General features: G+C 55.5%; 23 protein-coding genes and 1 riboswitch. Of the genes, 18 read left to right on the top strand and 5 right to left on the bottom strand.

From position 1 onward, the window contains the following. Positions 1 to 312 precede the first annotated feature (312 nt). From ylbJ to ptsP, 9 genes are all read left to right on the top strand, one after another. On the top strand, positions 313 to 1,527 hold the full coding sequence (gene ylbJ, locus C7459_RS18945) for a sporulation integral membrane protein YlbJ (protein WP_170119561.1): 1,215 nt from the start codon (positions 313 to 315) through the stop codon (positions 1,525 to 1,527). 167 nt (positions 1,528 to 1,694) lie between these two features. Beyond that, positions 1,695 to 3,458, top strand: coding sequence for a hypothetical protein (locus C7459_RS18940; protein ID WP_109690847.1), 1,764 nt, complete (start codon positions 1,695 to 1,697; stop codon positions 3,456 to 3,458). Positions 3,459 to 3,589: 131 nt separating this feature from the next. Continuing rightward, on the top strand, positions 3,590 to 4,879 hold the full coding sequence (locus C7459_RS18935) for an NCS2 family permease (RefSeq protein ID WP_109690846.1): 1,290 nt from the start codon (positions 3,590 to 3,592) through the stop codon (positions 4,877 to 4,879). 143 nt (positions 4,880 to 5,022) lie between these two features. Then, positions 5,023 to 5,805 carry a DeoR/GlpR family DNA-binding transcription regulator gene (locus C7459_RS18930; RefSeq protein ID WP_109690845.1) on the top strand — a complete coding sequence of 261 codons (783 nt, stop codon included), beginning with the start codon at positions 5,023 to 5,025 and terminating at the stop codon, positions 5,803 to 5,805. Beyond that, positions 5,802 to 6,740, top strand: a complete 939-nt coding sequence (pfkB, locus tag C7459_RS18925) for a 1-phosphofructokinase (protein WP_109690844.1) — start codon at positions 5,802 to 5,804, stop codon at positions 6,738 to 6,740. Before C7459_RS18930 ends, pfkB begins: the two co-directional genes overlap by 4 nt. Before the next feature lie 23 nt (positions 6,741 to 6,763). Then, complete coding sequence (locus C7459_RS18920; protein WP_109690843.1) at positions 6,764 to 8,137, top strand: PTS fructose transporter subunit IIC; 1,374 nt, start codon at positions 6,764 to 6,766, stop codon at positions 8,135 to 8,137. A 12-nt stretch (positions 8,138 to 8,149) separates the two neighbouring features. Beyond that, positions 8,150 to 8,602, top strand: coding sequence for a PTS sugar transporter subunit IIA (locus C7459_RS18915; RefSeq protein WP_109690842.1), 453 nt, complete (start codon positions 8,150 to 8,152; stop codon positions 8,600 to 8,602). An 18-nt stretch (positions 8,603 to 8,620) separates the two neighbouring features. Then, positions 8,621 to 8,890 carry an HPr family phosphocarrier protein gene (locus tag C7459_RS18910; protein WP_109690841.1) on the top strand — a complete coding sequence of 90 codons (270 nt, stop codon included), beginning with the start codon at positions 8,621 to 8,623 and terminating at the stop codon, positions 8,888 to 8,890. Continuing rightward, a complete protein-coding gene (ptsP, locus tag C7459_RS18905; RefSeq protein WP_109690840.1) occupies positions 8,890 to 10,629 on the top strand; it encodes a phosphoenolpyruvate--protein phosphotransferase in 1,740 nt (579 codons plus the stop codon). Before C7459_RS18910 ends, ptsP begins: the two co-directional genes overlap by 1 nt. A gap of 61 nt (positions 10,630 to 10,690) precedes the next feature. Here the strand turns inward: ptsP and C7459_RS18900 are convergent, their stop codons facing one another. From C7459_RS18900 to C7459_RS23500, 4 genes are all read right to left on the bottom strand, one after another. Then, on the bottom strand, positions 10,691 to 12,199 hold the full coding sequence (locus C7459_RS18900; RefSeq protein WP_109690839.1) for a M36 family metallopeptidase: 1,509 nt from the start codon (positions 12,197 to 12,199) through the stop codon (positions 10,691 to 10,693). 168 nt (positions 12,200 to 12,367) lie between these two features. Next, entirely contained in the window at positions 12,368 to 12,598 is a 231-nt protein-coding gene (locus C7459_RS18895) for a DUF378 domain-containing protein (RefSeq protein ID WP_211320426.1), read from the bottom strand. A gap of 82 nt (positions 12,599 to 12,680) precedes the next feature. Then, positions 12,681 to 12,830: a hypothetical protein gene (locus C7459_RS23505; protein ID WP_170119560.1), complete on the bottom strand. Its 150-nt coding sequence runs from the start codon at positions 12,828 to 12,830 to the stop codon at positions 12,681 to 12,683. A 57-nt stretch (positions 12,831 to 12,887) separates the two neighbouring features. Beyond that, complete coding sequence (locus tag C7459_RS23500; protein ID WP_170119559.1) at positions 12,888 to 14,081, bottom strand: tetraprenyl-beta-curcumene synthase family protein; 1,194 nt, start codon at positions 14,079 to 14,081, stop codon at positions 12,888 to 12,890. Positions 14,082 to 14,190: 109 nt separating this feature from the next. On the opposite strand from C7459_RS23500, the gene C7459_RS18885 reads away from it, so the two are divergent. After that, positions 14,191 to 14,886: an SDR family oxidoreductase gene (locus C7459_RS18885; protein ID WP_109690838.1), complete on the top strand. Its 696-nt coding sequence runs from the start codon at positions 14,191 to 14,193 to the stop codon at positions 14,884 to 14,886. A 39-nt stretch (positions 14,887 to 14,925) separates the two neighbouring features. On the opposite strand, the gene C7459_RS18880 is transcribed toward C7459_RS18885, so the two are convergent. Then, entirely contained in the window at positions 14,926 to 15,495 is a 570-nt protein-coding gene (locus C7459_RS18880) for a PilZ domain-containing protein (RefSeq protein WP_109690837.1), read from the bottom strand. A 204-nt stretch (positions 15,496 to 15,699) separates the two neighbouring features. Between C7459_RS18880 and mtrB the strand changes: the two genes are divergently transcribed. The 8 genes from mtrB to mqnE all read left to right on the top strand — a co-directional run bounded on the left by mtrB (position 15,700) and on the right by mqnE (position 22,176). After that, positions 15,700 to 15,942, top strand: a complete 243-nt coding sequence (mtrB, locus tag C7459_RS18875; protein ID WP_109690858.1) for a trp RNA-binding attenuation protein MtrB — start codon at positions 15,700 to 15,702, stop codon at positions 15,940 to 15,942. Positions 15,943 to 16,018: 76 nt separating this feature from the next. After that, positions 16,019 to 16,498, top strand: a complete 480-nt coding sequence (locus C7459_RS18870; RefSeq protein WP_109690836.1) for a hypothetical protein — start codon at positions 16,019 to 16,021, stop codon at positions 16,496 to 16,498. A gap of 122 nt (positions 16,499 to 16,620) precedes the next feature. Beyond that, positions 16,621 to 16,718, top strand: a riboswitch (glycine riboswitch). Between the two features lie 80 nt (positions 16,719 to 16,798). Continuing rightward, positions 16,799 to 17,074 carry an ACT domain-containing protein gene (locus C7459_RS18865; RefSeq protein ID WP_245884631.1) on the top strand — a complete coding sequence of 92 codons (276 nt, stop codon included), beginning with the start codon at positions 16,799 to 16,801 and terminating at the stop codon, positions 17,072 to 17,074. Positions 17,075 to 17,089: 15 nt separating this feature from the next. Continuing rightward, positions 17,090 to 18,451, top strand: coding sequence for a PFL family protein (locus C7459_RS18860; protein ID WP_109690834.1), 1,362 nt, complete (start codon positions 17,090 to 17,092; stop codon positions 18,449 to 18,451). A 282-nt stretch (positions 18,452 to 18,733) separates the two neighbouring features. Next, positions 18,734 to 19,627, top strand: a complete 894-nt coding sequence (locus C7459_RS18855) for a heptaprenyl diphosphate synthase component 1 (protein ID WP_170119558.1) — start codon at positions 18,734 to 18,736, stop codon at positions 19,625 to 19,627. A 12-nt stretch (positions 19,628 to 19,639) separates the two neighbouring features. Next, positions 19,640 to 20,371, top strand: coding sequence for a demethylmenaquinone methyltransferase (locus C7459_RS18850; RefSeq protein WP_109690832.1), 732 nt, complete (start codon positions 19,640 to 19,642; stop codon positions 20,369 to 20,371). Positions 20,372 to 20,374: 3 nt separating this feature from the next. Continuing rightward, positions 20,375 to 20,992, top strand: a complete 618-nt coding sequence (locus C7459_RS18845) for a UbiX family flavin prenyltransferase (RefSeq protein ID WP_109690831.1) — start codon at positions 20,375 to 20,377, stop codon at positions 20,990 to 20,992. 20 nt (positions 20,993 to 21,012) lie between these two features. Beyond that, positions 21,013 to 22,176 (top strand): aminofutalosine synthase MqnE, encoded by a 1,164-nt coding sequence (mqnE, locus tag C7459_RS18840; RefSeq protein ID WP_109690830.1) that lies wholly within the window; start codon positions 21,013 to 21,015, stop codon positions 22,174 to 22,176.

Raw genomic sequence — 22,176 nt, 5'->3', positions numbered from 1 at the left:
TGGAAAAAGCGTCAGACCTAGTAGAGGTCTGACGCTTTTTTTGCCGACGGGTTTCATGGGGAATGGAGAATTGAAAATGCTCACTCCAAATCCGCATCGCACTCTACGTCTTCTACCACCAAGAGCTAGATATTGCAAATGTGTCTGCCGCGATGCAAGAGGTGATCAAGCAAACTCGCCGCGATATCGAGGCGGATTTCCCGATCACCTGCTATGTGTTTTAGCCGTTTCTTCTATATGAATGGCTTGTTCTATCCCCATCTCTTGTCCGCATACAAATGAATGATCGAGTGCGGATTCATGGAGGTTGAGATGAGGATTGCTCTGATTCGAACCAGTATGTTGGCTGTACTTATGATGGTTCTGGCAGGGTTCATGTTTGGCAACTTGCAACTGGTGTATGAATCCTCCGTGCAAGGGTTGAAGATCTGGCTGGAGATCGTGTTTCCTGCTGTTTTTCCAGTCCTCGTGCTGTCAGAGTTGATGGTGGGGCTGGGCATTGTGCATTTTCTCGGCGTGTTGCTGGAACCGATCATGCGACCGCTGTTTCGCGTGCCGGGGTCGGGTGGATTCGCGGTGGCGATGGGCTTTATCTCCAGTTACCCAGTAGGTGCTCGTTTGGCGGCACTGTTGCGTGCACAGAAGCTGGTGACCCGCTCGGAAGGCGAACGGCTGCTCTGCTTTGCCAGCACCGCCGACCCGATGTTTATTCTCGTGGCGATCTCCGTAGGGATCTTCCACGATGCGTCACTAGGGGTCGTGATCGCCGGTGCCAATTTCACGGCGGCAATCCTGCTCGGGCTGCTGTTGCGTTTTCACGACCGCAAGGGAGCTAGTTCAAAGACCGGCGAGGATCAAAAAGGGTCGCTGTTCCTTCGGGCGATCCGTCGCATGTCGCAAGCGCAGATCGATGAAAGGCGCCGTCTGATGGAGATTCTGAGCGATGCGGTGAACAATGCGTTTCAGACGTTGTTTGGGATCGGGGCGTTCATGGTGGTTTTTTCTGTGATCATCAAGTTTGCTTCTACCGGCGTGATCTCCGAAGTGCTGGTGCCACCTCTAGCGTGGCTATTGTCGGCGTTGCAATTTCCAGAACAGTTGGCGCATTCGCTGGTTGTCGGGTTCTTGGAAGTGACGCAGAGCATGCGGAGCGTTTCTGATGCGGTCGGCCCGGATATGAAGTCCAAGATCGTCGTCGCGTCTGCGCTGGTTGCATGGGGCGGGATCTCCGTCCATACGCAGGTGGCGAGCATCATCTCCAGCACAGACATTCGCTACAAGCCGTACTTTCTCTACAAGATCGTCCATGCGCTGTTGGCCGGAGTCATCGCTTTCTTCATCTGGGAGCCGATGCAGGGGCAGTTGGCTTGGTTGAAAAGCACCGTTACGGTATTTACTTCCACGCCCAACGCGACGGAGCAGTACGGGTGGACGACATTATTGGTAGGGAATTTGACACTGATGGCGGCGACCCTGCTAGGTTTTTTCATGTTCGTGAAGCTTGTTCGATATCTGTCTCATCGTTAAAGGAAGCCCTGCTTGAGCAGGGGAGCTAAATCCACGCCATCCATGCGGGGGAATCAGTGTCGGAAAAAAACCTCTGTCCAATCGGGTCAGAGGTTTTTTTTTGTTCAATAATCATGAAAATTGTGATAAATTAAATAATGACGTTAAAATTGTTAGGAGGAATAAAGATGAAAATGATCGGAGCTTTTGTAGCAGCAGCCTTGCTTGCCACATGGGCAACACCTGCGGCAGCTTCTGGCATCCCCATCAACATGAAACACCTCAACGACCTCAACGAAGACGTCACTGTTGGTGGCACCGACATGCTCCTCACCCATGTCTATTCGGAGTATCCCGATTACAAATGGGTCGATGCATCTGGAGAAGGCGTTGCCTGTGTGGATGATGTGGCGCGGGCTGCCGTGGTCTACCTGAATCAGTACGAGCAGACGCGTGACATTCGCTCCTTGAAGTCCGCGAAGAAAGCGCTTAACTTTGTCATGCACATGCAAGCCGAGGACGGTGAGTTTTACAACTTTGTGAATCGAGACCTGTCGATCAACACGACCGGATCGACCAGCAAGAAATCGTTTAGTTGGTGGGCGGCACGCGGCATGTGGTCGTTAGGTCTAGGAGCGCGCGTGTTGAGCGATACGGACCCGGAGTACGCGAGCAAACTACAACAGCATTTTCTGCTGGCCAACCAAGCGCTTCAGCGGACGGTGAACTCGAAGTACGGTCAGTATCAGGACCTGCATGGTAAAAAGGTGCCGGCTTGGGTCGAAGGGACAGATGCGATGTCCAACGCCCTGTTGGGACTTGCAGAGTTTTATCAGATTCAACCGCGCGAGGAGGTACGGGATTCCATGCAGAAGCTGGGCCGTGCGCTGTCTGAGTTTCAGTATGGGGACTATGACCAGTATCCGTATGGGGCGCATCTCGATTGGACAGGCTCTGCCACGCTGTGGCATGCATGGGGGAGTGGTCAGACCTTCGCGTTGGCCAAGGCGGGACGTGTTCTTGGGAATCAGAACTGGATTCAATCTGCCAAACAGGAAGCGGATCAATTGTTTTCGCATCTGCTCGTGACCGGTATGATCAAGGAGATGGCGCCAACACCCAACAAAAACGAACAGATCGCCTATGGTGTCAACATGTTGACGCAAGGGTTCCTGGAGGTATACACAGCGACACAAGACCCGATCTATGCAAAGAGTGCGGGCTTGGCAGCCTCATGGTTCACGGGCAACAATGATGCGAACTTCAACATGTATGAACCCAGCACGGGCATGGGATATGACGGATTGAACGGGGATACGCGCAAAGTCAACGTCAATTCGGGTGCGGAATCGACGATTGAAGCGTTGATGGCGTTGCAGGCCGTGAACCGCGTGGAACTTTCAACGAATTATCTCTATGCGAAAACTTTCAACAGACAAGTGCCTGTCACCTACGAAGCGGAGGGATTTGAAGCGGTCGTTGGACACCCCACGCTCATGCAACCCAAAGACGCCTGGACGGGCGATGCGCTCTACAGCGGTGGGTTGATGTCGCTTCAAAATGGAGACGCCATCCAAAAGACGATCTTTGTCAACCAAGAGGGGGACTATCTGCTCTACTCGGCGCTCGTCAAGCCGAACCAGTCTGCCGCAAAAGCCAAAGTCAAAGTGCTTGTGGACGGAGTGGTGGTTGGTACCGTGCAGGATCTCCGCTCGTCTGATCAAGAGTATCTGACACAGGTCAAGTTGACGGACCGCATCCAACTGGCAGCAGGACCTCATACGGTGCGGATTCAGTTAGAAGCGGATGCGCAAGGCAAACCAGTAGGGTTTGATACGATCGTCTTGCAACCGACCATCGAATCGGCGTATTTTTACAACGGAACGAACCGTCTGCTCAAATTGGAAAGAAATCTAGTCGAGAAGAAAAACACCTTCCGCGAACTTTTTTAAGCCGTTTTGATGGGTTCGAATCACAGCGCGTTTGTTTACCTGCCTGATAGACTGTGCTAGAATTGACTCTGTGAATCTTTGAACGGATTGCACGGGTGGGTTGAGGGTTATTTTACTAGGAGTCGAATATCTTGCTGAACTTGCTTCAACGGTTGTTTGGCTTGCATGAGCATGGGACAACGTTGAAAACCGAAGTGATGGCAGGCATGACGTCGTTTTTCACCATTGTGTATATCGTGGCGGTGAATTCCGCGATTCTCGCTGATGCTGGGATTCCAGTGGCGGGAGGCGTGTTGGCGACGGTGTTGACTGCGTGTTTTGGGTGCTTGGTGATGGGGCTGTATGCCAATGCACCCTTGATGCTCGTGCCCGGCATGGGGGTCAATGCGTTTTTCACGTACACCATCGTTCAATCGATGGGCCTCTCGTGGCAGGAGGGTCTCGCTGCGGTGTTTCTGTCCGGCGTGCTGTTTGCAGTCACGGCATTCACCCGGTTGGCGGGCTGGTTGTCGGAGGCGATCCCGCAGTCGATTACGGAAGCGATCACGGTCGGCATCGGCTTGCTGCTGACTTTTATCGGTCTGCAAAAAGGCGGCCTCGTCGCCGCCAGTCCGACGACGTTCGTCACGATGGGTGATCTGAAAAGCCCGCAGGCGTTGGTGACGATCCTGACGTTGCTGGTGACGCTGGTGCTGTTCATGCGCCAAGTCAAAGGGGCGTTTCTGATCTCGATCCTCGCAGGCACAGGCTTGGCCGCGATGTTTGGTCTGGTGCATACCGGGTCGACCGCGCAGTCTTCCGCGTCGATTTTCGACGGGGTCGCGGTGATCGGGGCGCTGTCGTTTGGCAAGGTCTCGTCGCTCTCGTTCTGGATGGCGACGTTCTCGCTGACGATGATTCTCGTGTTTGAGAACATGGGACTGCTCCACGGGTTCGTCCCGGAACACAAGTTTACGCGCTCGTTCCGGGCCAACGCGATCTCCGTCATCTCGTCTGGGTTCTTCGGCACCTCTCCAACTGTCACCACGGTTGAGAACGCCGCAGGACTTGCCGCTGGGGGCAAAACAGGCCTCACCGCGATCACCGCGGGCGGACTGTTCCTGCTGTCGTTGTGCTTCCTGCCGTTCATCCAGCTCATTCCGAGTTGCGCGATTGCGCCCGTTTTGATCGTGATCGGTGGACTGATGATCCAGAATGTGCAGAACATCCAGTTTCAGGACATCAGCGAAGGCTTCCCGGCGTTTCTGATCCTCGTGCTGATTCCGCTGACGTACAGCATCGCCGATGGCATCGCGTTTGGTTTCATCGCCTACCCGATCTTGAAGCTTGCCCTCGGGCGTGCTCGCGAGATCCGCTTGCCAGTCGTCGTGATCGCAGGGTTGTTCCTCGTGAACCTCGTGTTGAACGCGATCGGTGTCTAGGTAAAAAGCTCCTCCCTGCTCAGGGAGGAGCTTTTTTTAATTGCGCTTGCGAAAACGCAATCCTTCGAATATAATCAAAATCAATCAGATATAGTCACAAATAATCACGAATGATCAAAAAGTGATCACAGGAGGTTTCCTCCATGTTTGGAGAAGAACGCAAAGCAAAAATCTTGGAATTCGTGACCCAGCACGCACGCGTGACCGTGCAGGAGATCTCCGCGCAGTTTGGAGTTTCCGAATCGACGGTCCGGCGCGACTTGCAGGAGCTGGAGGAAGCCAAACTGCTCAGACGGACGCATGGCGGCGCGGTCTCGCTCAAAGTCGTCAACCATGAACCGACCTTCGGGGAAAAGGAAGATGCGTACCACCGGGAGAAGGAAGCGATCGCCGAACGTGCGCTGCAGATGATCGAGGAGGGCGATACGATCTTCATCGATGGCGGGACGACAACGTATGAGCTGGTCAAACGCTTGAAAAAGTTCAACAAGCTCACCGTCGTCACCAATTCCTGGGTGTTCCCGCAAGAGCTGTTGAACGCACCGGGGATCGAGGTCACGCTGGTCGGCGGCCTGTTCCGCCGAGAGACATTGGTGTTTGTCGGTCCGATCACAGAACAGTCGATGGAGATGGTTCGCGTCGACAAAGCGTTCGTCGGGATCAATGCCCTCCACGTCAAGCATGGCCTAACCACGCCCAATCTCATCGAAGCCGCGACCAAACGCAAGATGTACGAGATTGCCGAGGAGGTCATCCTGCTCTGCGATTCCAGCAAGTTTGGCAATGTCACGTTCGCCAAAGTTGCGGACCTCACCGAGATCGACAAATTGATCACCGACTCCGGCGTGTGTGAAAGCGTTCTCAGCGAACTTGCACGCGCCGAGGTTGATACGTATATCGAAAAGCCCCAGGAGGTGTTGAGATGAATCCCACCGTTGTTACGGTGACCTTAAATCCCGCACTCGACAAAACCGTAACAGTTCCCAGCTTTGAAGTCGGCGGATTGAACCGCGTGCAACAGGTTCGCCTCGATCCGGGTGGCAAGGGCATCAACGTCGCGAAAGTCTTGCGCGGGTTTGATGTAGAGGTGACCGCTGCCGGTTTGATCGCAGGCACGATCGGTCGCCACCTGTTGAAGCAACTAGACGCTCAGCGTGTCGATCACCGCTTCGTCGAGGTCGCAGGGGAAACCCGCACCAACCTCAAAGTCTATGACGAGTCCGCCCGCGTGACAACGGAACTGAATGAACTCGGGTTCGATGTGCAAGCGGAGGATCTGGAAGCGTTCCGTCAGCAAGTGGAGGAATTGCTCTCCGAAGCCTCCTATCTCGTGTTGGGGGGGAGTTTGCCACAAGGGGTGCCAGATGAGATTTACGGCACCTTGATCGAATTGGCCAACGCCAAGGGCGTGCGGACGATCCTCGATGCGGACGGCATGGCGTTTAAAAAGGGCTTGGAAGCCCGTCCTTATGCCGTGAAGCCGAACCTGTTCGAGTTGCAACAGTTGACAGGTCGCCCGCTGGACGCGATGGCCGACATCGTCGCCGCTGGTCAGGAGTTGCTCGAACGGGGGATCTCGCTGGTGGTGATCTCGATGGGCGGAGACGGGGCTGTTTTTATCACGAAGGAACAGGTCGTGCACACCACGCCGTTTGCGATCACGCCGCAGAGTACGGTTGGGGCAGGGGATTCGATGGTCGCAGCGATCGTGCATGGACTGGCGATGAACAAGCCGCTGGCAGAGCTCGCGCAATGGGCGACCACGGCTGGCACCGTCACCGCTTCAAAACGCGGCACGCAAGTCTGCACGCTGGCAGAAGTCAGCGAACAGGTGCATCGCGTACAGACAACTAGGATATAAAGTGGTGAAAGGGGAAGCCTCAGATGGAGAAAAAAATCTTGGCAGTCACTGCTTGCCCAACGGGGATCGCACATACCTACATGGCAGCAGAAGCTCTACAACAGGCAGCAATCGCGAACAACATCGCGCTCAAAGTGGAAACACGAGGTGCGATGGGGATTGAAAATGAATTCACTGATGAGGAGATTGCAGCCGCGCATGCGATCATCGTCGCGGCTGAGATCGACATCGACGCCGGGCGTTTCGAAGGCAAGTCAGTGCTGACCGTACCGATTGGCGAAGCGATCAAAAATCCAAAGGGCTTGCTCGACGAAGCGCTGGCGATGACAGCAGCCCAGCCGGACGCAAACCAAGCGGACGTGAAAAAACCGGCGCGCGTTGCACAGCGCCGTGGTCCTTACAAGCACTTGATGAACGGTGTCTCACACATGCTCCCGTTGGTCGTCGCGGGCGGTCTGATCATCGCGCTCTCCTTCATTTTTGGAATCAATGCCTTCAAAGAAGAAGGGACGCTGCCAGCCGCACTGATGAACATCGGCGGTGGTGCTGCACTGGCGCTGATGGTGCCGATCTTAGCCGGTTTCATCGCCTTCTCGATCGCTGAGAAGCCGGGTCTCGCACCAGGTCTGGTCGGCGGGATGCTCGCCGCGCAAAACGGCGCTGGGTTCCTCGGCGGGATCATCGCCGGTTTCCTCGCCGGGTATGTGGCGAAGTGGCTGCGCGACACGATCAAGCTCCCGAAAAACTTTGAAGGTCTCAAACCGATCTTGATCATTCCCTTCCTCTCGACACTGATCACCGGGCTCTTGATGGTCTATGTGGTCGGAACTCCGATCAAAGCGGTCATGGATGCGCTGACAGCATGGCTGACCACGATGAACTCGGCAAATGCAATCTGGCTCGGACTGTTGCTCGGCGCGATGATGGCGCTGGATATGGGCGGTCCGTTTAACAAGGCGGCATATACGTTCGCTGTCGGTCTGCTCGGCAGCAACGTGTTCGGCCCGATGGCAGCGGTCATGGCGGCAGGTATGGTTCCGCCGCTGGCTGTTGCGTTGGCAACTGTGATTGCCAAGAAAAAGTTCACCTCCGAAGAGCGTGAAGCCGGGAAAGTCGCAGCTGTGCTCGGCATTTCCTTCATCTCAGAAGGCGCGATTCCGTTCGCAGCCGCTGATCCGTTCCGCGTGATTCCGTCCATGATGGTCGGTGCAGGTGTGACCGGGGCGCTCTCGATGCTGTTCGGGTGTACGTTGCGTGCTCCGCATGGTGGGATCTTCGTCATGCCGATCCCGAATGCCGTAGGTCATCCGTTGCTCTACGCGTTGTCGATCATCATCGGCACTGTGGTTGCAGCCCTGTTGCTCAGTGTCTTGAAAAAAAATAAAGCAACTGCCTAGGAGGTCAATTTCATGAATCTAACCGCTCTCTTGCAAGCAGAAACCGTACTGTTGCCGTTGGAAGCATCTACCCGTGACGAAGTTCTGGCCCAGATGGCTGCCAGCTTGGAACAAGCAGGCTTTTTGAAAGATACGCAGGCTTACATCGACGCCGTGATCACCCGCGAAGGCACTGGCTCGACCGGGATCGGCTTCGGTGTGGCGATTCCGCACGGCAAGTCGGCAGGGGTTGCCAAAGCAGGTCTGTCGTTTGCACGCCTGTCCCAGCCAGTCGAATGGAATTCGATGGACGGCAAGCCGGTCAGCATCGTGTTCATGATCGCAGTGCCGGAGGAAGCGGTCGGCAACGACCACCTGAAAATTCTCGTCGCGCTCTCTCGTAAACTGATCAATGCCGACTTCCGTGAGCAACTGCAGAACGCGCAAAGCTCGCAAGAAATCTTTAACATTCTCGAAACGCTGTAAGAACGAGGAGGAATTCACATGATCCGCGAACAAGTGACCATTCAAAACGACCAAGGCTTCCACGTGCGTCCGGCCCAACTTTTTGTGACTGAATCGAACAAATTCAGCTCGACGATCAAGCTGATCACCGAAAACGACAACACCGTCGATGGCAAAAGCATCCTCGGCCTGATGACGCTCGGCCTCGCTCAAGGTAGTACGGTGACCATCACGGCGGAAGGGGCGGACGAGGAAGCGGCGGTCCGCGCGCTGGTCGAACTGGTCAACAGCAAGTTTGGTGAAGCGTAATGTCAGAGCAACGCATCCAAGGTCTCGGCGTCTCCGCCGGGACCCGCATCGGGCGTGTCCATCTCTATCGTCCGCAAGCAGCAACAGATTCGTTGAGTCGCAAGCAGGTCGCAGAAGCTGACGTACCAGCAGAACTCGAGCGACTGCGCGCCGCCAAGGAACAATCGCTGGAGCAACTGCAAGCGCTCGTGGAAAAAACCAAGCAGTCGCTTGGTGCGGACAAAGCGGTGATCCTCGAAGGCCAGACCAGCATCCTCGCCGACCCGACTTTTTTCCCCGAGATGGAAAAACGGATACAGGGCCAGTTGGTTTCGGCTGAGCTTGCAGTCGACCAAGTTGTGGAGCAGATCGCCGGACTGTTTGAAAGTCTGCCCCAGGAATACATGCGGGAGCGCGCTGCTGACGTCCGCGATGTCGGCAAGCGGTTGCGCACCAATCTGGGCGGGAACAGCGGCGTGAGTCTCGCTGACATCCAGCAGGAAGTCGTGTTGGTGGCGGATGACCTCACGCCGTCCGATACCGTGCAGTTGGACAAAACCTACATCCTCGGCATCGTCACGCGCACCGGGGGCAAGACCTCGCATACTGCGATCCTCGCCAAGTCGCTGGGCATCCCAGCGGTATTGGGCATCGGGGCGGCATTGGATACGATCGAGCAGGGCGACCTGTTGCTTCTCGACGGCAACACAGGCGCCTGCGTGCTTCATCCGCTGGAGTCGACCGTGGAGGAAGCACGCCGTCGGATGGAGGACGAGCACCACCAGTCGCAAGCGCTGTCTGTCTACGCGAACCAGCCGGCTGTGACGCGTGACGGTCATCAGATCGAAGTGGTCGCCAACATCGGGACCACGCTGGAATCGCGCTCCTCGCTTGCAGAGGGGGCGGAGGGGATCGGACTGTTCCGCACGGAATTCCTGTTCATGAACGCGACCTCGATGCCGACGGAGGAGGAACAGTTCGCCGCCTATCGCGAAGTCGCAGAGAACCTCCAAGGTCATCCCGTGGTGATTCGCACGCTCGACATCGGCGGGGACAAGGAGTTGCCGTATCTGGAACTGCCCAAGGAACTGAATCCGTTCCTCGGCTACCGGGCGATTCGCTTGTGTCTCGACCGGCCAGAGATCCTGCTCACACAGTTGCGCGCCATTTTGCGGGCGAGTGTGCATGGGCAGTTGAAAGTGATGTTCCCGATGATTTCGAACCTGCAGGAGTGGAGACAAGCGAAAGCGTTGTGGCTGCAAGCGCAGGAGCAGTTGCGAGCAGAGGGCGTCGCATTTGCCGACGGGATCGAAGTCGGCATGATGGTGGAGATTCCGTCTGCGGCCTTGCTTGCCGACCAGTTCGCCAAGGAAGTTGATTTTTTCAGCATCGGGACGAACGACTTGGTGCAATACACGGTCGCTGTCGACCGCATGAACGAAAAAGTGGCTGACTTGTACGACTATTTCCATCCTGCGGTGTTGCGCTTGATTCAGATGGTGATCGAGGCTGGTCATCGCGAAGGCAAGTGGACAGGCATGTGCGGAGGGATGGCGGGCGATCCGCAAGCCACCCCACTCCTGCTCGGGCTCGGTCTGGACGAGTGGAGCATGGACGCTGGATCGATCGCCAAGATCAAGCATGCGGTACACGGCCTGCACCGTGCGGACTGCGTTGCGCTTGCACAGCGCTTGCTGACGCTAGGAACGGCGCCCGAGATTCGCACAGAGCTGCAAACTTACTTGCAGCAACCAGAGTGACACGTAAGCATACAAAAAAGACTGCAACCGCCTAGAGGCGATGCAGTCTTTTTACGTTCAATTAGTTGGTCGAGATGCCGCGTGCTGCGAAGATCGAGGTGATCTGCGTAGCGTGCGCACCAGCGTAGAGAGCGGTGTCAGCAGCTTTGATCGCTTTTGCACCTGCGTTGAAGCCGGAGCTCGAGGTGAGGGAGAAGTGCGACTGGAGGATCAGCTTGGTCGCGATGTCACGGCCAAATGCTTTTGCCAGTTCGTACTCAGCTTGCGACCAGATCTCACCGTCGTCATGAACTTCGCCGACGATTGCACCCGGGTAGACTTTGTTGTTGTCCAGACGGCGCAGGCACGGCGGGGTGGTGGAGGAGTAGGAAGTAGCATCCCACTCACCGATGCAAGCGTTGAAGGTTGTGCTGGAAACGAGGGAGTCCTCGTAGGTGGTGCCCAGGAAGTCGCCAAAGCCTTCGCCCATTGCGCCACCTTCGTTGGTTGCGCCGAAGCCCGGAACTTGGTTGTCCTGGATGGAGTGGCCGTACTCATGCGCGATGATGCCTGCATCCTCTGCATCGTCAACGCCGCCAGTGCCGAAGGTCAAGTCCTTCGTGGACGGGGTGTACCAGGAGTTGTCTTGGGTCGACGTGTTCACGTTAACCACGATCGAACGGTTGTTGATGTTGGTGAAACCGAGCGATTGGATGTAACGTTGCAGGGTGTCGATGTGGTAGTATGCCATCACGTCTTCAAAGGAGGCCGAAGAACGGGTGTAGTTGTATGCGAAGGTCGAGGAGAAGGTGTTTGCCTTAGACTTGATGGTAACGTAGGAGCCTTTCAGGTAGCCGGTGCCATCCAGACCGAGCAGGGAAACTGCTTTCAGTTGGTTGGTCAGGGCGGTGGAGTCTTTGTTCAGGTTATCGGTCAGGCCGGTAGCGCTGCCAGCGGTACGAACCGGGTTCGGTTTGAACACTTTACCAGTGCCCGTCGCGTGTTGGTTCAGGTCGCGCTTTTTCAGGACTTTGCCGTTTTCCGCGTGAACGAAGGATTCAACGACGGATTCGCCGGAGTGGGTGATGACTTTGTACGACGGAACTGCTTTGCCGTCTTCTACGACGTACCCGAACTTGCGGGAGTTCATCGAGTTGGTTTCGGTTGCGTTGAGAGCGACCATCGCTTTTTGCTCAGCTGCGTTTTCGCCGATTTTCTTCGCAATCGGTTCGACAACGAGGTTCGGAACGTAGTCGGAGGTGATCAGCAGAGACTTACCTGCTTTGTTGAGGGTAACGGTGACTTGGTGAGCGAAGAGTTCTTCACCGTTGACGGTTTGTTGGTAGCGCACATAGGTTGCTGCATCGGTATTGATCGTGGTCACGTAGCTCAGGTCGGAGAGATCCGACTTGAAGCCGTGCTGGGCTGCGTCTGCCTTCAGAGCGGATACAGCTGCTGCTTGTGCGTCGAAAGCGACAACACCTTGTTGAGCAACTGGTGCTTGGGTACCAGTTTGTGCAAATGCAGCCGGAACGACTGCGGTCATCATGATGGCGGTCGCGAGTGCGGTAACGAATGTTTTACGTTTCATTTTGACGCCTCCCTTTTCTATATTTCGTAAATAATCGTACAATTTCGAGGGAGGAATTGCAAGATATATTTTCAAAAAAATAGCGAGTTTGATAAAAAGTTATTTTATAAGACGCAAAAAACCCTCACAACCAGATCGGGTGTGAGGGTTTTTTGGGCATTAACTTTGCTAGCGGGTGTTTTGTTGTTTCTGGTCGTCTTGACCCATCAGCAACAATTTGAAGCAGTAGAGACCTGCGATCCCTACCAAGGTGTAAATGATGCGGCTAAGCCAGGAGTCTGCACCGCCAAATAGTGCTGCGACCAAGTCCCATTGGAACAAACCGACGAGCAGCCAGTTCAACGCCCCCACGATGACGAGGGTAAGAGCGATCTTATCCCAAGATGTGATACGGTTCATTGAGGAGTCCTCCTTTCCACATATCCGACATGCTTGTAGAATGCCTAAAAGGAGTCTGGATTATGACAGGGAGTTTCGTTCCTCAAGGGTTGCGGTCGCCGTCTGCGTGGATTTCTTCGTGCTTGGGGTTCTCCGTGGGAAGATAACCTTTGGCGTAATGGTAGGTCAGCACTTCTTGGGTATCTGATGGTTGCGAGGTGTTGGTAGCTTGATCCTTGCGTTTGGTTGGCAACTGCGTCCACCTCCTGAATTGAGCAGGCGGAGATAGTATGTGCGGGACTCGGTTGTTTTAAAAGGAGTCATAGCGCTTGCGGTAGTAGCGACAGACCCAGTGAAACAGTGTGGCGATGCGGCCCATGTCAGCGGTCAGCGCGAGCACAAATTTGCGGTGTGGTGAGTGCCCGAGAACTTTGGCATCGGAGAAGTACATGCCGACCAAACCCTGCAACACCAAGCGGTGGAAACGCGGGGATGGGAGGTCCTCGAGCGCTTGCAAGGAGCGCGAGGCGAACTCCTCGATGCGTTCGTAGGCGCGTTCGGGCGCATCGTAATAGGTGACAAAGTTCAGATCGCCACCTTCCAAGTCCTCCTCTTGGTCGATAAAGTAATCGAGCAAGATGTGCAGCCCGCCAATCCATGGAAAGTACGCGCGCAGGATGGCGTGTACATCCGGCGTTGTCAACTCGTCGTCACTTGCGGCGAGGAACAGCATGAACATCCCCAGCGTGGAGCCGGTGGCGGCGGAGAACTCGTACCAGGTGAGCGCAGCGAGTTCTGGGATCAAGATCGGGGCAGTCACCTCGGTGGATTCAGCGAGCAGGGGTTCGCGGTCCTGAGCGCTGGAGCTTGCGTGGCTTGCAGCGGCGGTCGCAGTGCGGGGATCGTCGGACCGATGGATGGCGGCATGGTGTTCGTGCCAGGCGATCAAGCGTGGCTCACGGTCTTCTACGCGGACGTGCTTGTGGACTTGGAGGTCGCAATAGAGGCTGACGAGCCAGCGGATGGCGTCTTGGACATGCGGGTAACTTGGGAGCAAGGCGATCTGGTCTTGGCAGGTGCGCACGAGGGCTGTGAGGTAGCCGCCGTCGTTTTTTTCATCGCGATAGGCGTAGTACTCGTGAACGCCGCCCTCCAGGGTCACCGCGTCCAACATCGCGTGGTGGATCTGGCGGAAGTCCTGCGGATCAAGCGATGTGCTGCGGTCGCAGAGATTGTCTAGATAGTCGGAGATCGTCTGCAATGCGACGATCAATTTCACGAGCGTATGTACGTGCTCAGACGCTGCAGCGGTGGCGTAAACCGTGCCGCCGTCGGCGTGGAAGCGCTTGGTTGTCAAACTCATCAGGGCTTGGCGCTGCAACTCCGGATCAGGGATCTCCGACGCTCGCTCGTGCCAAGCCTTCAACTCGCGGGCTGAGGCCGGGAGCACGTCGCGAAAGCTGCGCCGCAATAGGGTAAACGGGGTCTCAGGGTGTCGGATCATGTCGACGTGTCGCCTCCAATAAGGAATCTATTCTCGATCCTACACGAATTTTGTAGAATGGTATATACTTCTTGGTAGAATCAGACATATCGGAAAGCGAGGAAACGGAATGGCACGTCTACTTGCGGGTCAGACCGCGATCGTCACCGGCGCGAGCAAAGGAATTGGCCGCGCCATCGTCAGGCACTTGTTGGAACATGGAGTCAACGTAGTGGCAGTCGCCCGAAATGAATACGGTCTGGAACGGTTGCAAGAGGAGATGCGGGTCGGCAAGCGCCTGCTCGCCGTCGCTTGTGACATTCGGGACCAACTCGAGGTGGAACGGCTGTTCGAGGTCGCCACCGATCGGTTCGGGCGCCTTGAAATCGTCGTCAACAATGCGGGCGTCGGCGCTTTTGCCCCGATAGAGGAAATTGATGCGGTGATGCTCGATGAGATCCTCGACACCAACCTCAAGGCGGTGTTTTACATGTGTCGTGCGGCCTTCGGTCATATGAAGCGCCACGGCGGGGGGCAGATCGTCAACATCGCGGCGCTGCTCGGCCTCGAATCAGAAGCGCATGCATCGGCGTACTGTGCCAGCAAATGGGGCGTGATGGGGCTGTCTGAAGCGTTGCACTTGGAGGGGCGACCATTTGGCATCCGTGTCGCCACAGTCGCACCAGGACCTACCCAAACCGAATTCGCAGGCTCCTCCTCCTCGACCAGGCACCCAGCCTTGCGCCCAGAGACAGTTGCAGAAGGAGTCGCGTACCTGCTCACACAGGGTGACGACATCCGCATGTCGCAGCTCGTTCTGCGCTGATTGCAAAAAAACCCCCGGTCACGAGGACCGGGGGTTTTTTTAGTTCGACATCTGTTTGACTTGCTCATAACGCACCAGATACTGCTCGAGGCTGCGTTGTAGCTCAGGTGTGAGCACGAACTCGATCCCGAACTCGAAGACACCTTCGCGAAGTTGGACGCGGCGCACGATCCCACGACCGGTGAAGTTGCTGGTCCCCAGCGTGAAGTCGACTTCCAGACCTTCCTCGATGTACTTGTCAGACTGGAAGCGCAAACCACCGGCGGAGATGTCCTTGACGGTTGCTTGGAGGTCATTTTCCTCATCGAGGATGACGCGCGCAGGCAAGTTGACATCATAGCGGGTGTGTTGGCGGCGGTTCAGCAGGGAGGTGTCGCGGCTCGGCTTGATCATGAGAATACGGTCGTCGATGGTGCCGATTACGGTGGACTGGAAGGTGAGAATCCCGTTTCTATGGTAGATGGTCGCAGTCACTGGGTCGCCGATTGTAAAGTTCGAATCGGCGGGAAATACGACATCAAACAGCTCGCCTTGCTCCAGATACACTTGCCCCATGTTCGAGTAGTTCGTCGAACTGACGAGAATGTTAGCTCCTTCAAAAATGCTCATCGTATATCTCCTCTCCGCTTACTCGTCGGGTAAATCTGCGACAACGAATAAGGTAGCCATTATTTATTATAATAGCGCATCGTATTAAAGATGAAAATGACCTTGATTCAGTTTCGTGAACTTTTTACGCGTTGGAGAACAATTTGCCCTCTCTGCCAGCCGTTTGGTATACTACATTTGTACTGGAAAAAGGCGGGGATTATGATGACAACAACGAAAGACAATGGACAAAACTGCGAATACTTTGTAGTCAAGGCGCACGACAACGGAGTTCAAGTAATAGGTTTGACACGCGGACAGGACACGAGGTTTCACCATGCGGAAAAGTTAGATCGCGGTGAAGTGTTGATCGCACAATTTACTGAGCACACCTCTGCTGTCAAGATTCGCGGACGCGCAACCGTCATGACTAAGTATGGCGTGATTGAAGCGGGAGATCAAGAATAATCTGGGAAGGGCGGGCGAAAAGCCTGCTCTTTTTTGTTGGACAGGCGCATAGCATGGTAGAAAGGAGGGAGCCGATATGTCAAAAGGCATGCTGATTGCGCTCTGCCTCTCCATCGTGCTCGCCCTCTCGCTATCGTGGTTGCCCGACCAAGCGTTGACCCGATGGGGCAGCATCCGCGTCTTGGACCACAGTGCCGCCAAACAGGCCGTGCCCGTCATGAAGATGGACGGCGTCGTCCATGAGCTGGATGCGCTGGATTTGAGTGGGCGGATGCAAAAGGTGGTCTGGGAGCAGGACAAGCTGACGGTGTGGATGTCCGTCCCATCGAGCACGGTCACGGGCGAGATCCCTTGGCAGGACAGCTACCGGATCGCCTCGCGGTTTCTGACCGGGATGCAGATGTATCAAGCGGTCGACGTCAAGATTGTCACCAACGACAAGCCGGATGTGGTGCGCTTCACGGTTCATGCGAACTCGGATGAGATGCAACAAGCCCCCCAGCCTGGCACGGCGGAGTTTGAAGCGTTCGTCAAGGACAAGCGGATGCAGAAGTAAAAAGGACGCCGAGAACCGGCGTCTTTTTTATTGCATTTTGACTTTATCCGGGCTGATCTGGTAGACTACCTCTATAATTTAAGACCGTCGGGTGAAGGGTGCGGGATCAAAAAACCGTATCTGGACGACACTCTGGAGAGACCCGCTTGATGTGGGCGCCGAAGGGGCAAGCAGGTTCTGAACCTGTGAAACTCTCAGGCAAAAGGACAGAGTCTTGCTGGTAAGTTCCGGTGACTCTGTCCATTTCTCATGTTGAGAAATGGACTTTTTTGGTTTTCAAAAGGAATGGGAGGTAGGATGATGAGCAAACAAGGGATCGTAACGGTCGTCGGCCTAGATCGGATCGGAATTATTGCGTCTGTAACCTTCGCGTTGGCCGAGTACAAGTTGAACATCATAGATATTCGCCAAACGGTCTTGAATGAGTTTTTCACGATGATCATGGTGGTGGATGTGTCGGCAAGCACGATGTCGTTCAAAGATTTGCAAGCAAAGTTCGCCCAATTAGGGGAGGAACAGGGGTTGCAGATCACGATTCAGAGCGAGGAATTATTCCGCGGTATGCACCGAATCTAGACAGGAGGCGTGGAGATGTCATACAGCACGCAAGAGATCATCGAGACACTTGCCATGATCCAGACGGAAAATCTGGACATTCGCACCGTGACGATGGGGATACAGATTGCTGACTGCAAACGAGATTCCTTGCAAGACACGTTGGATCAACTGTCGGACAAGATCATGAGGTTCGCGTCGCGCCACGTACAGACATGCGAAAACATCGAGCACGAACTCGGGATTCCGATCGTCAACAAACGATTGTCGATCACCCCGATCTCTCAAGCGTTGCCCGGTTTTCGATCGGATGAATATGTGAAGATCGCACAGCGGTTAGATCAGATCGCCAAAGAGTTGGGTGTCGATTTTGTTGGCGGGTTTACGGCACTGGTACATAAAGGTTTCACCCCCTCCGAAACAGCGCTGATCCATGCCTTGCCTGAGGCCTTATCGGTGACAGATCGCGTGTGCTCATCGGTTGCCGTGGCGACGACCCGCGCAGGGATCAACATGGATGCTGTGGCCTTGATGGGGCAGATCATCCGTCAAACGGCTGAAGCGTCCGCCGACCGTGCCGGAATCGGTGCAGCCAAATTGGTTGTGTTCTGCAATCCTGTGGAGGACAACCCGTTTATGGCGGGGGCCTTTCATGGCGCCGGTGAGCCGGAAGCGGTCATCCATGTCGGGGTCAGCGGACCTGGGGTCGTGCTCTCGGCACTGCGTGGGCATCCCGATGCTTCCTTCGAGGAAGTTTCCGAAATCATCAAGCGCACCGCGTTCAAAATTACTCGCGCAGGTCATCTGGTCGGGAAGTTGGCGGCCCAGCGCTTAGGCGTGCCTTTTGGGATCGTTGATCTCTCGTTGGCACCTACCAATGCTGTCGGTGACAGCGTAGCGGAAATTCTTGAATGCATGGGGCTTGAGTACTGCGGTGCACATGGCACGACCGCAGCGCTGGCCCTGCTGAACGACGCTGTGAAAAAAGGCGGTGCGATGGCGACGTCTGCTGCGGGAGGATTGTCTGGTGCTTTTATCCCGGTCAGTGAAGACAACGGCATGATTGCCGCGATTGAAGCGGGAGCGCTGTCGCTTGCCAAATTAGAAGCCATGACGGCGGTATGCTCTGTCGGGCTCGATATGATCGCAGTGCCGGGCGATACACCAGCTGCAACGCTGGCGGGTCTCATCGCCGATGAGATGGCGATCGGGATGATCAATAAAAAGACGACGGCTGTGCGCGTCATCCCCGTACCGGGGGCGACAGCAGGACAGTTCGTTGAGTTCGGTGGGTTGCTCGGTCGTTCGCCAATTCTACCAGTCAGCCCGTTTTCATCCCTCAAATTTACGCAAAGAGGCGGCCGAATTCCGGCACCGATTCAAGCCTTGACGAACTGATCAAAAGTTTCATCAGAGAAAAAACACCACGCCAAAAGTCGTGGTGTTTTTTCTCTGTGGCGCGAATTAACATCCTCAAAAACCCCAAGAATATAAGGTAGGATTATTTATGGTGGTACAGGATAGGAGCGAAATGTTATACTGATTCCGAAGAAACAGTTTGTAACAGATCTTCGACCGATTTGCAGGAACTTGTCGCATGAAGTCGAAACAGTACATGTTGGGGCTAGGCAGCCCTTTTTTCTATGCACGGGAGTCCTTCCCTGGTAGGAGTTGGAAATGGTGCAAGTACAACATAGAACCGAACCACATCTGCAAATACAGGACATCCGCACACAGATTCACGCCGAGATGGAGCACGCCTACCTGTCGCGTTGGCTGCCGAATCCGGTTCTGGAGTCGTTGCAGTTGATCCTCGCATCCGCGATGGCACGCGCGGCTGGTCTGTCGGCCAGCGAGCGTGAGACGTTGATCTCCACACTGATGTTGATCTATCACGGCCTTGCGATGCATGACGAGATTGAAACGCTGGCCGCCCGCGAGGACGAGCGTTACCGCCAACTCGGCGTGTTGGCTGGAGATTACTATTCGAGCAAATACTATCGCCTGCTGGCAGAGGCGGGCCTTGTTCCGTTGGTCGGCACGTTCGCACGCGCGATTCAGACGATCAACGAGGCGAAGGCTGAGTTGGAGCGCGACCCGCTCGACTTTACGATGACGCCTGCACGGTACTTGGAACTGCATACGACGATCCACGGGACGCTGTTGCATAGCCTGCGCACCGCGTTTGTGTCTGACCAGTTGCACTGGGACGACACCGTGACGCATCTCGTGCGTGCCTCGATTCTCGCCAAAGAGTGGCAACGAGCACCGCAGATTCCTGTCACGCGCACGATGGCCAACCTCTCCGTCTGGCAACGGGCGAACGCAGAGGAACGCAAGTGGTGGAAACAGGTAGTGGCAGGGAAGTCGGAAGATCAGAATCGACTTGTATCCCTCCATGTGAAATATGGCACATCGTCGACCCTCTTCCAGCAGGTGGAGGATGAGATCGGTCTTGTCGAGCACGCCGTCCTGCTGGCGGGTGCTACAGAATGCTTGGAGGAGCTGCGCACGGTGTTCGACCAACTGACGGAGGTCCGCCCGATCGCCAGCCGCCTCGGCGAAGAAGCGTAAGGAGAAGCAGCTATGTCCAAAGCAAAATTCGCAAGCAAGGAAGAAAAAGTCCATTACGTATTTGAGCACATCGCCAAACGTTATGACCTGATGAACTCCGTGCTCTCCGCCGGGTTCCACAAGCGTTGGCGCAAGATCACGATGGCCAAGATGAACGTCCAGCCAGGTCAAGCTGCGATCGACGTCTGCTCCGGCACCGGCGATTGGGCAATCTCACTTGCCCAGCACGTCGGTCCCACAGGCAAGGTCGTAGGTCTGGACTTCTCCCAGGAGATGCTCCGCTACTCCTATCCGAAGATCGAAGCGGCGGGCGTGCAAAAGCAAACCTCGATGATCCACGGCAATGCGATGGAGTTGCCCTATGAGGCCAACACGTTCCATTTTGCCACCAATGGGTTTGCCTTGCGCAATGTCCCCGACGTACCGACTGTGTTGTCTGAGATGATGCGCGTGGTAAAACCGGGCGGCTTGGTCGTTTCGCTGGAATTGAACAAGCCGGTTTGGAAACCGTTCCGCGCTCTGTACTTTTTCTATTTTTACAAGATTTTGCCAATGATTGGCAACCTGGCATCCCGAGATGGTGTTTCGTATTCGTGGTTGCCTGAATCGCTGACCAACTTCCCGGATCAGCAAGCCTTGAAGAAAATCTTCGAAGACGTAGGCCTCGAGGACGTCCAAGTAACGAATTTCTTTGGCGGGATCTGTGCGTTGCACATCGGACGCAAGCCGCAGCCCAAGGAGTAGCGGATGACTCGGAAGCAGGAATACGTCGTCGGCATGACGGGTGCATCAGGCGCGGTCTATGCGATTCGCCTCGTGCAAGAGTTGTGCAAAAACGAGGCGCACCGCGTGCACCTCGTGCTGTCAGACTCCGTGTACCAAGTGTTCAACCTGGAGATGGGCTGGCCAGTTCCGCATGGTGACCGCGAGTCGATTCCAAGCCTGTTCAACGTACCTGAGAGCGCGGACCTGCATGTCCATGCACCGCGCGACTATGGCGCTCCGATCGCCAGCGGCTCCCATCTGACCGAAGGGATGATCGTCATCCCGTGCTCGATGGGCACGTTGTCTGCGATCGCCAACGGTGCTTCCGACAATCTGTTGGAACGTGCGGCCGACACCCATCTAAAAGAAGGCCGTCCGCTGATTCTGGTGCCGCGCGAGACGCCTTTTAACAAAATCCATCTGAAAAACATGCTCGCATGCGCCGAAGCAGGCGCGCGCATCGTACCTGCCATGCCAGGGTTTTACCACCGTCCACAGACGATGGACGACCTGATCGACTTTGTCGTCGGCAAGGCACTCGACGCGTTACATGTCGAGCATTCCCTGTTCCGCCGCTGGGGCGAGCGTGAGCAGGAGTAAGACGGGGGAGGAGAGGTTTTATGGAAATCATCGGTGCGAACCACCCATTGGCCGACATCTGGGCCAAAGTACAACGCGAAGAGAGATTGACGTTTGAAGATGGGGTACGCCTCATGCAGACGAACGACCTGATGGCGCTCGGACGCATGGCGAACTACGTTCGTGAGAAAAAACACGGCGATAAGACCTTCTTCAACACCAACCGCCACATCAACCCGACGAACATCTGTCAGACGCTCTGTGACTTCTGTGCGTTTGGTGTCCGTATGAAAGACCCGAACGCGTACACGATGACGATCGAAGAGATCGAACACCGTGTCGACATGATTTCCCCAGATGCGACCGAGGTGCACATCGTGGGCGGGAACAACCCGTCTTTGAAACTCGACTACTACGAGAACATCCTGCGTCTCGTCAAACAGAAGCGCCCGGAATTGCATGTGAAAGCCTTCACCGGCGTGGAAATCGACCACTTTACCCGCGTGAACAAACTTAGCGTGGGCGAAGTGCTCGACCGCTTGATCGACGCAGGCCTCGACTCCATGCCGGGTGGCGGCGCGGAGATTTTTGCGGAGGAGCCGCGCTCGATCATCTGTGACCACAAGACCACGGCGGAACGCTGGTTGGAAGTGCATGAGTATGTACACAAGCGCGGCCTGCGCACCAACTGCACGATGCTCTACAACCATGTGGAGAGCATCGAGGACCGCATCGATCACATGATGCGTCTGCGTGACCTCCAAGACCGCACGGGCGGCTTCCAGACGTTTATCCCGTTGTCGTGGCACCCAGACAATACGGTGCTGATCGAAAAATACCCGCACTTGACGTGGTCGACCGGATTTGAAGACCTTCGTGTCGTCGCGGTGGCGCGTCTGTTCCTCGACAACATCGACCACATCAAAACCTACTGGATGCAAGTCGGCGAGCAAGTGGCGCAGACCGCTCTATGGTTTGGCGCGGACGATCTCGACGGCAACGTTGTGGAGGAAAAAATCTACCACGCAGCAGGCTCAAAGAACTCGCAAGGTCTGACCAAGCTTGAGTTGGTTCGCTTGATTCGCGATGCGGGCCGCCAGCCGGTGGAACGCGATACGCTGTATAAAGTTGTGAACACGGAGTTCCCGGAAACGACTGTGGAGATCAACGCCCACAACGATGTGGAAGAATTGACGGTGATCTAA

It is taken from the genome of Tumebacillus permanentifrigoris (assembly GCF_003148565.1).
GTDB classification, from domain to species: Bacteria; Bacillota; Bacilli; order Tumebacillales; family Tumebacillaceae; genus Tumebacillus; species Tumebacillus permanentifrigoris.
This window is presented reverse-complemented; position numbering and strand designations above follow the sequence as displayed.

Coding starts and splice junctions, on each gene's coding strand:
- ylbJ (WP_170119561.1), top strand. CDS start 313: ATGAGGATTGCTCTGATTCGAACCAGTATGTTGGCTGTACTTATGATG.
- C7459_RS18940 (WP_109690847.1), top strand. CDS start 1,695: ATGAAAATGATCGGAGCTTTTGTAGCAGCAGCCTTGCTTGCCACATGG.
- C7459_RS18930 (WP_109690845.1), top strand. CDS start 5,023: ATGTTTGGAGAAGAACGCAAAGCAAAAATCTTGGAATTCGTGACCCAG.
- pfkB (WP_109690844.1), top strand. CDS start 5,802: ATGAATCCCACCGTTGTTACGGTGACCTTAAATCCCGCACTCGACAAA.
- C7459_RS18920 (WP_109690843.1), top strand. CDS start 6,764: ATGGAGAAAAAAATCTTGGCAGTCACTGCTTGCCCAACGGGGATCGCA.
- C7459_RS18915 (WP_109690842.1), top strand. CDS start 8,150: ATGAATCTAACCGCTCTCTTGCAAGCAGAAACCGTACTGTTGCCGTTG.
- C7459_RS18910 (WP_109690841.1), top strand. CDS start 8,621: ATGATCCGCGAACAAGTGACCATTCAAAACGACCAAGGCTTCCACGTG.
- ptsP (WP_109690840.1), top strand. CDS start 8,890: ATGTCAGAGCAACGCATCCAAGGTCTCGGCGTCTCCGCCGGGACCCGC.
- C7459_RS18900 (WP_109690839.1), bottom strand. CDS start 12,199: ATGAAACGTAAAACATTCGTTACCGCACTCGCGACCGCCATCATGATG.
- C7459_RS18895 (WP_211320426.1), bottom strand. CDS start 12,598: ATGAACCGTATCACATCTTGGGATAAGATCGCTCTTACCCTCGTCATC.
- C7459_RS23500 (WP_170119559.1), bottom strand. CDS start 14,081: ATGATCCGACACCCTGAGACCCCGTTTACCCTATTGCGGCGCAGCTTT.
- C7459_RS18885 (WP_109690838.1), top strand. CDS start 14,191: ATGGCACGTCTACTTGCGGGTCAGACCGCGATCGTCACCGGCGCGAGC.
- C7459_RS18880 (WP_109690837.1), bottom strand. CDS start 15,495: ATGAGCATTTTTGAAGGAGCTAACATTCTCGTCAGTTCGACGAACTAC.
- mtrB (WP_109690858.1), top strand. CDS start 15,700: ATGACAACAACGAAAGACAATGGACAAAACTGCGAATACTTTGTAGTC.
- C7459_RS18870 (WP_109690836.1), top strand. CDS start 16,019: ATGTCAAAAGGCATGCTGATTGCGCTCTGCCTCTCCATCGTGCTCGCC.
- C7459_RS18865 (WP_245884631.1), top strand. CDS start 16,799: ATGAGCAAACAAGGGATCGTAACGGTCGTCGGCCTAGATCGGATCGGA.
- C7459_RS18860 (WP_109690834.1), top strand. CDS start 17,090: ATGTCATACAGCACGCAAGAGATCATCGAGACACTTGCCATGATCCAG.
- C7459_RS18850 (WP_109690832.1), top strand. CDS start 19,640: ATGTCCAAAGCAAAATTCGCAAGCAAGGAAGAAAAAGTCCATTACGTA.
- C7459_RS18845 (WP_109690831.1), top strand. CDS start 20,375: ATGACTCGGAAGCAGGAATACGTCGTCGGCATGACGGGTGCATCAGGC.
- mqnE (WP_109690830.1), top strand. CDS start 21,013: ATGGAAATCATCGGTGCGAACCACCCATTGGCCGACATCTGGGCCAAA.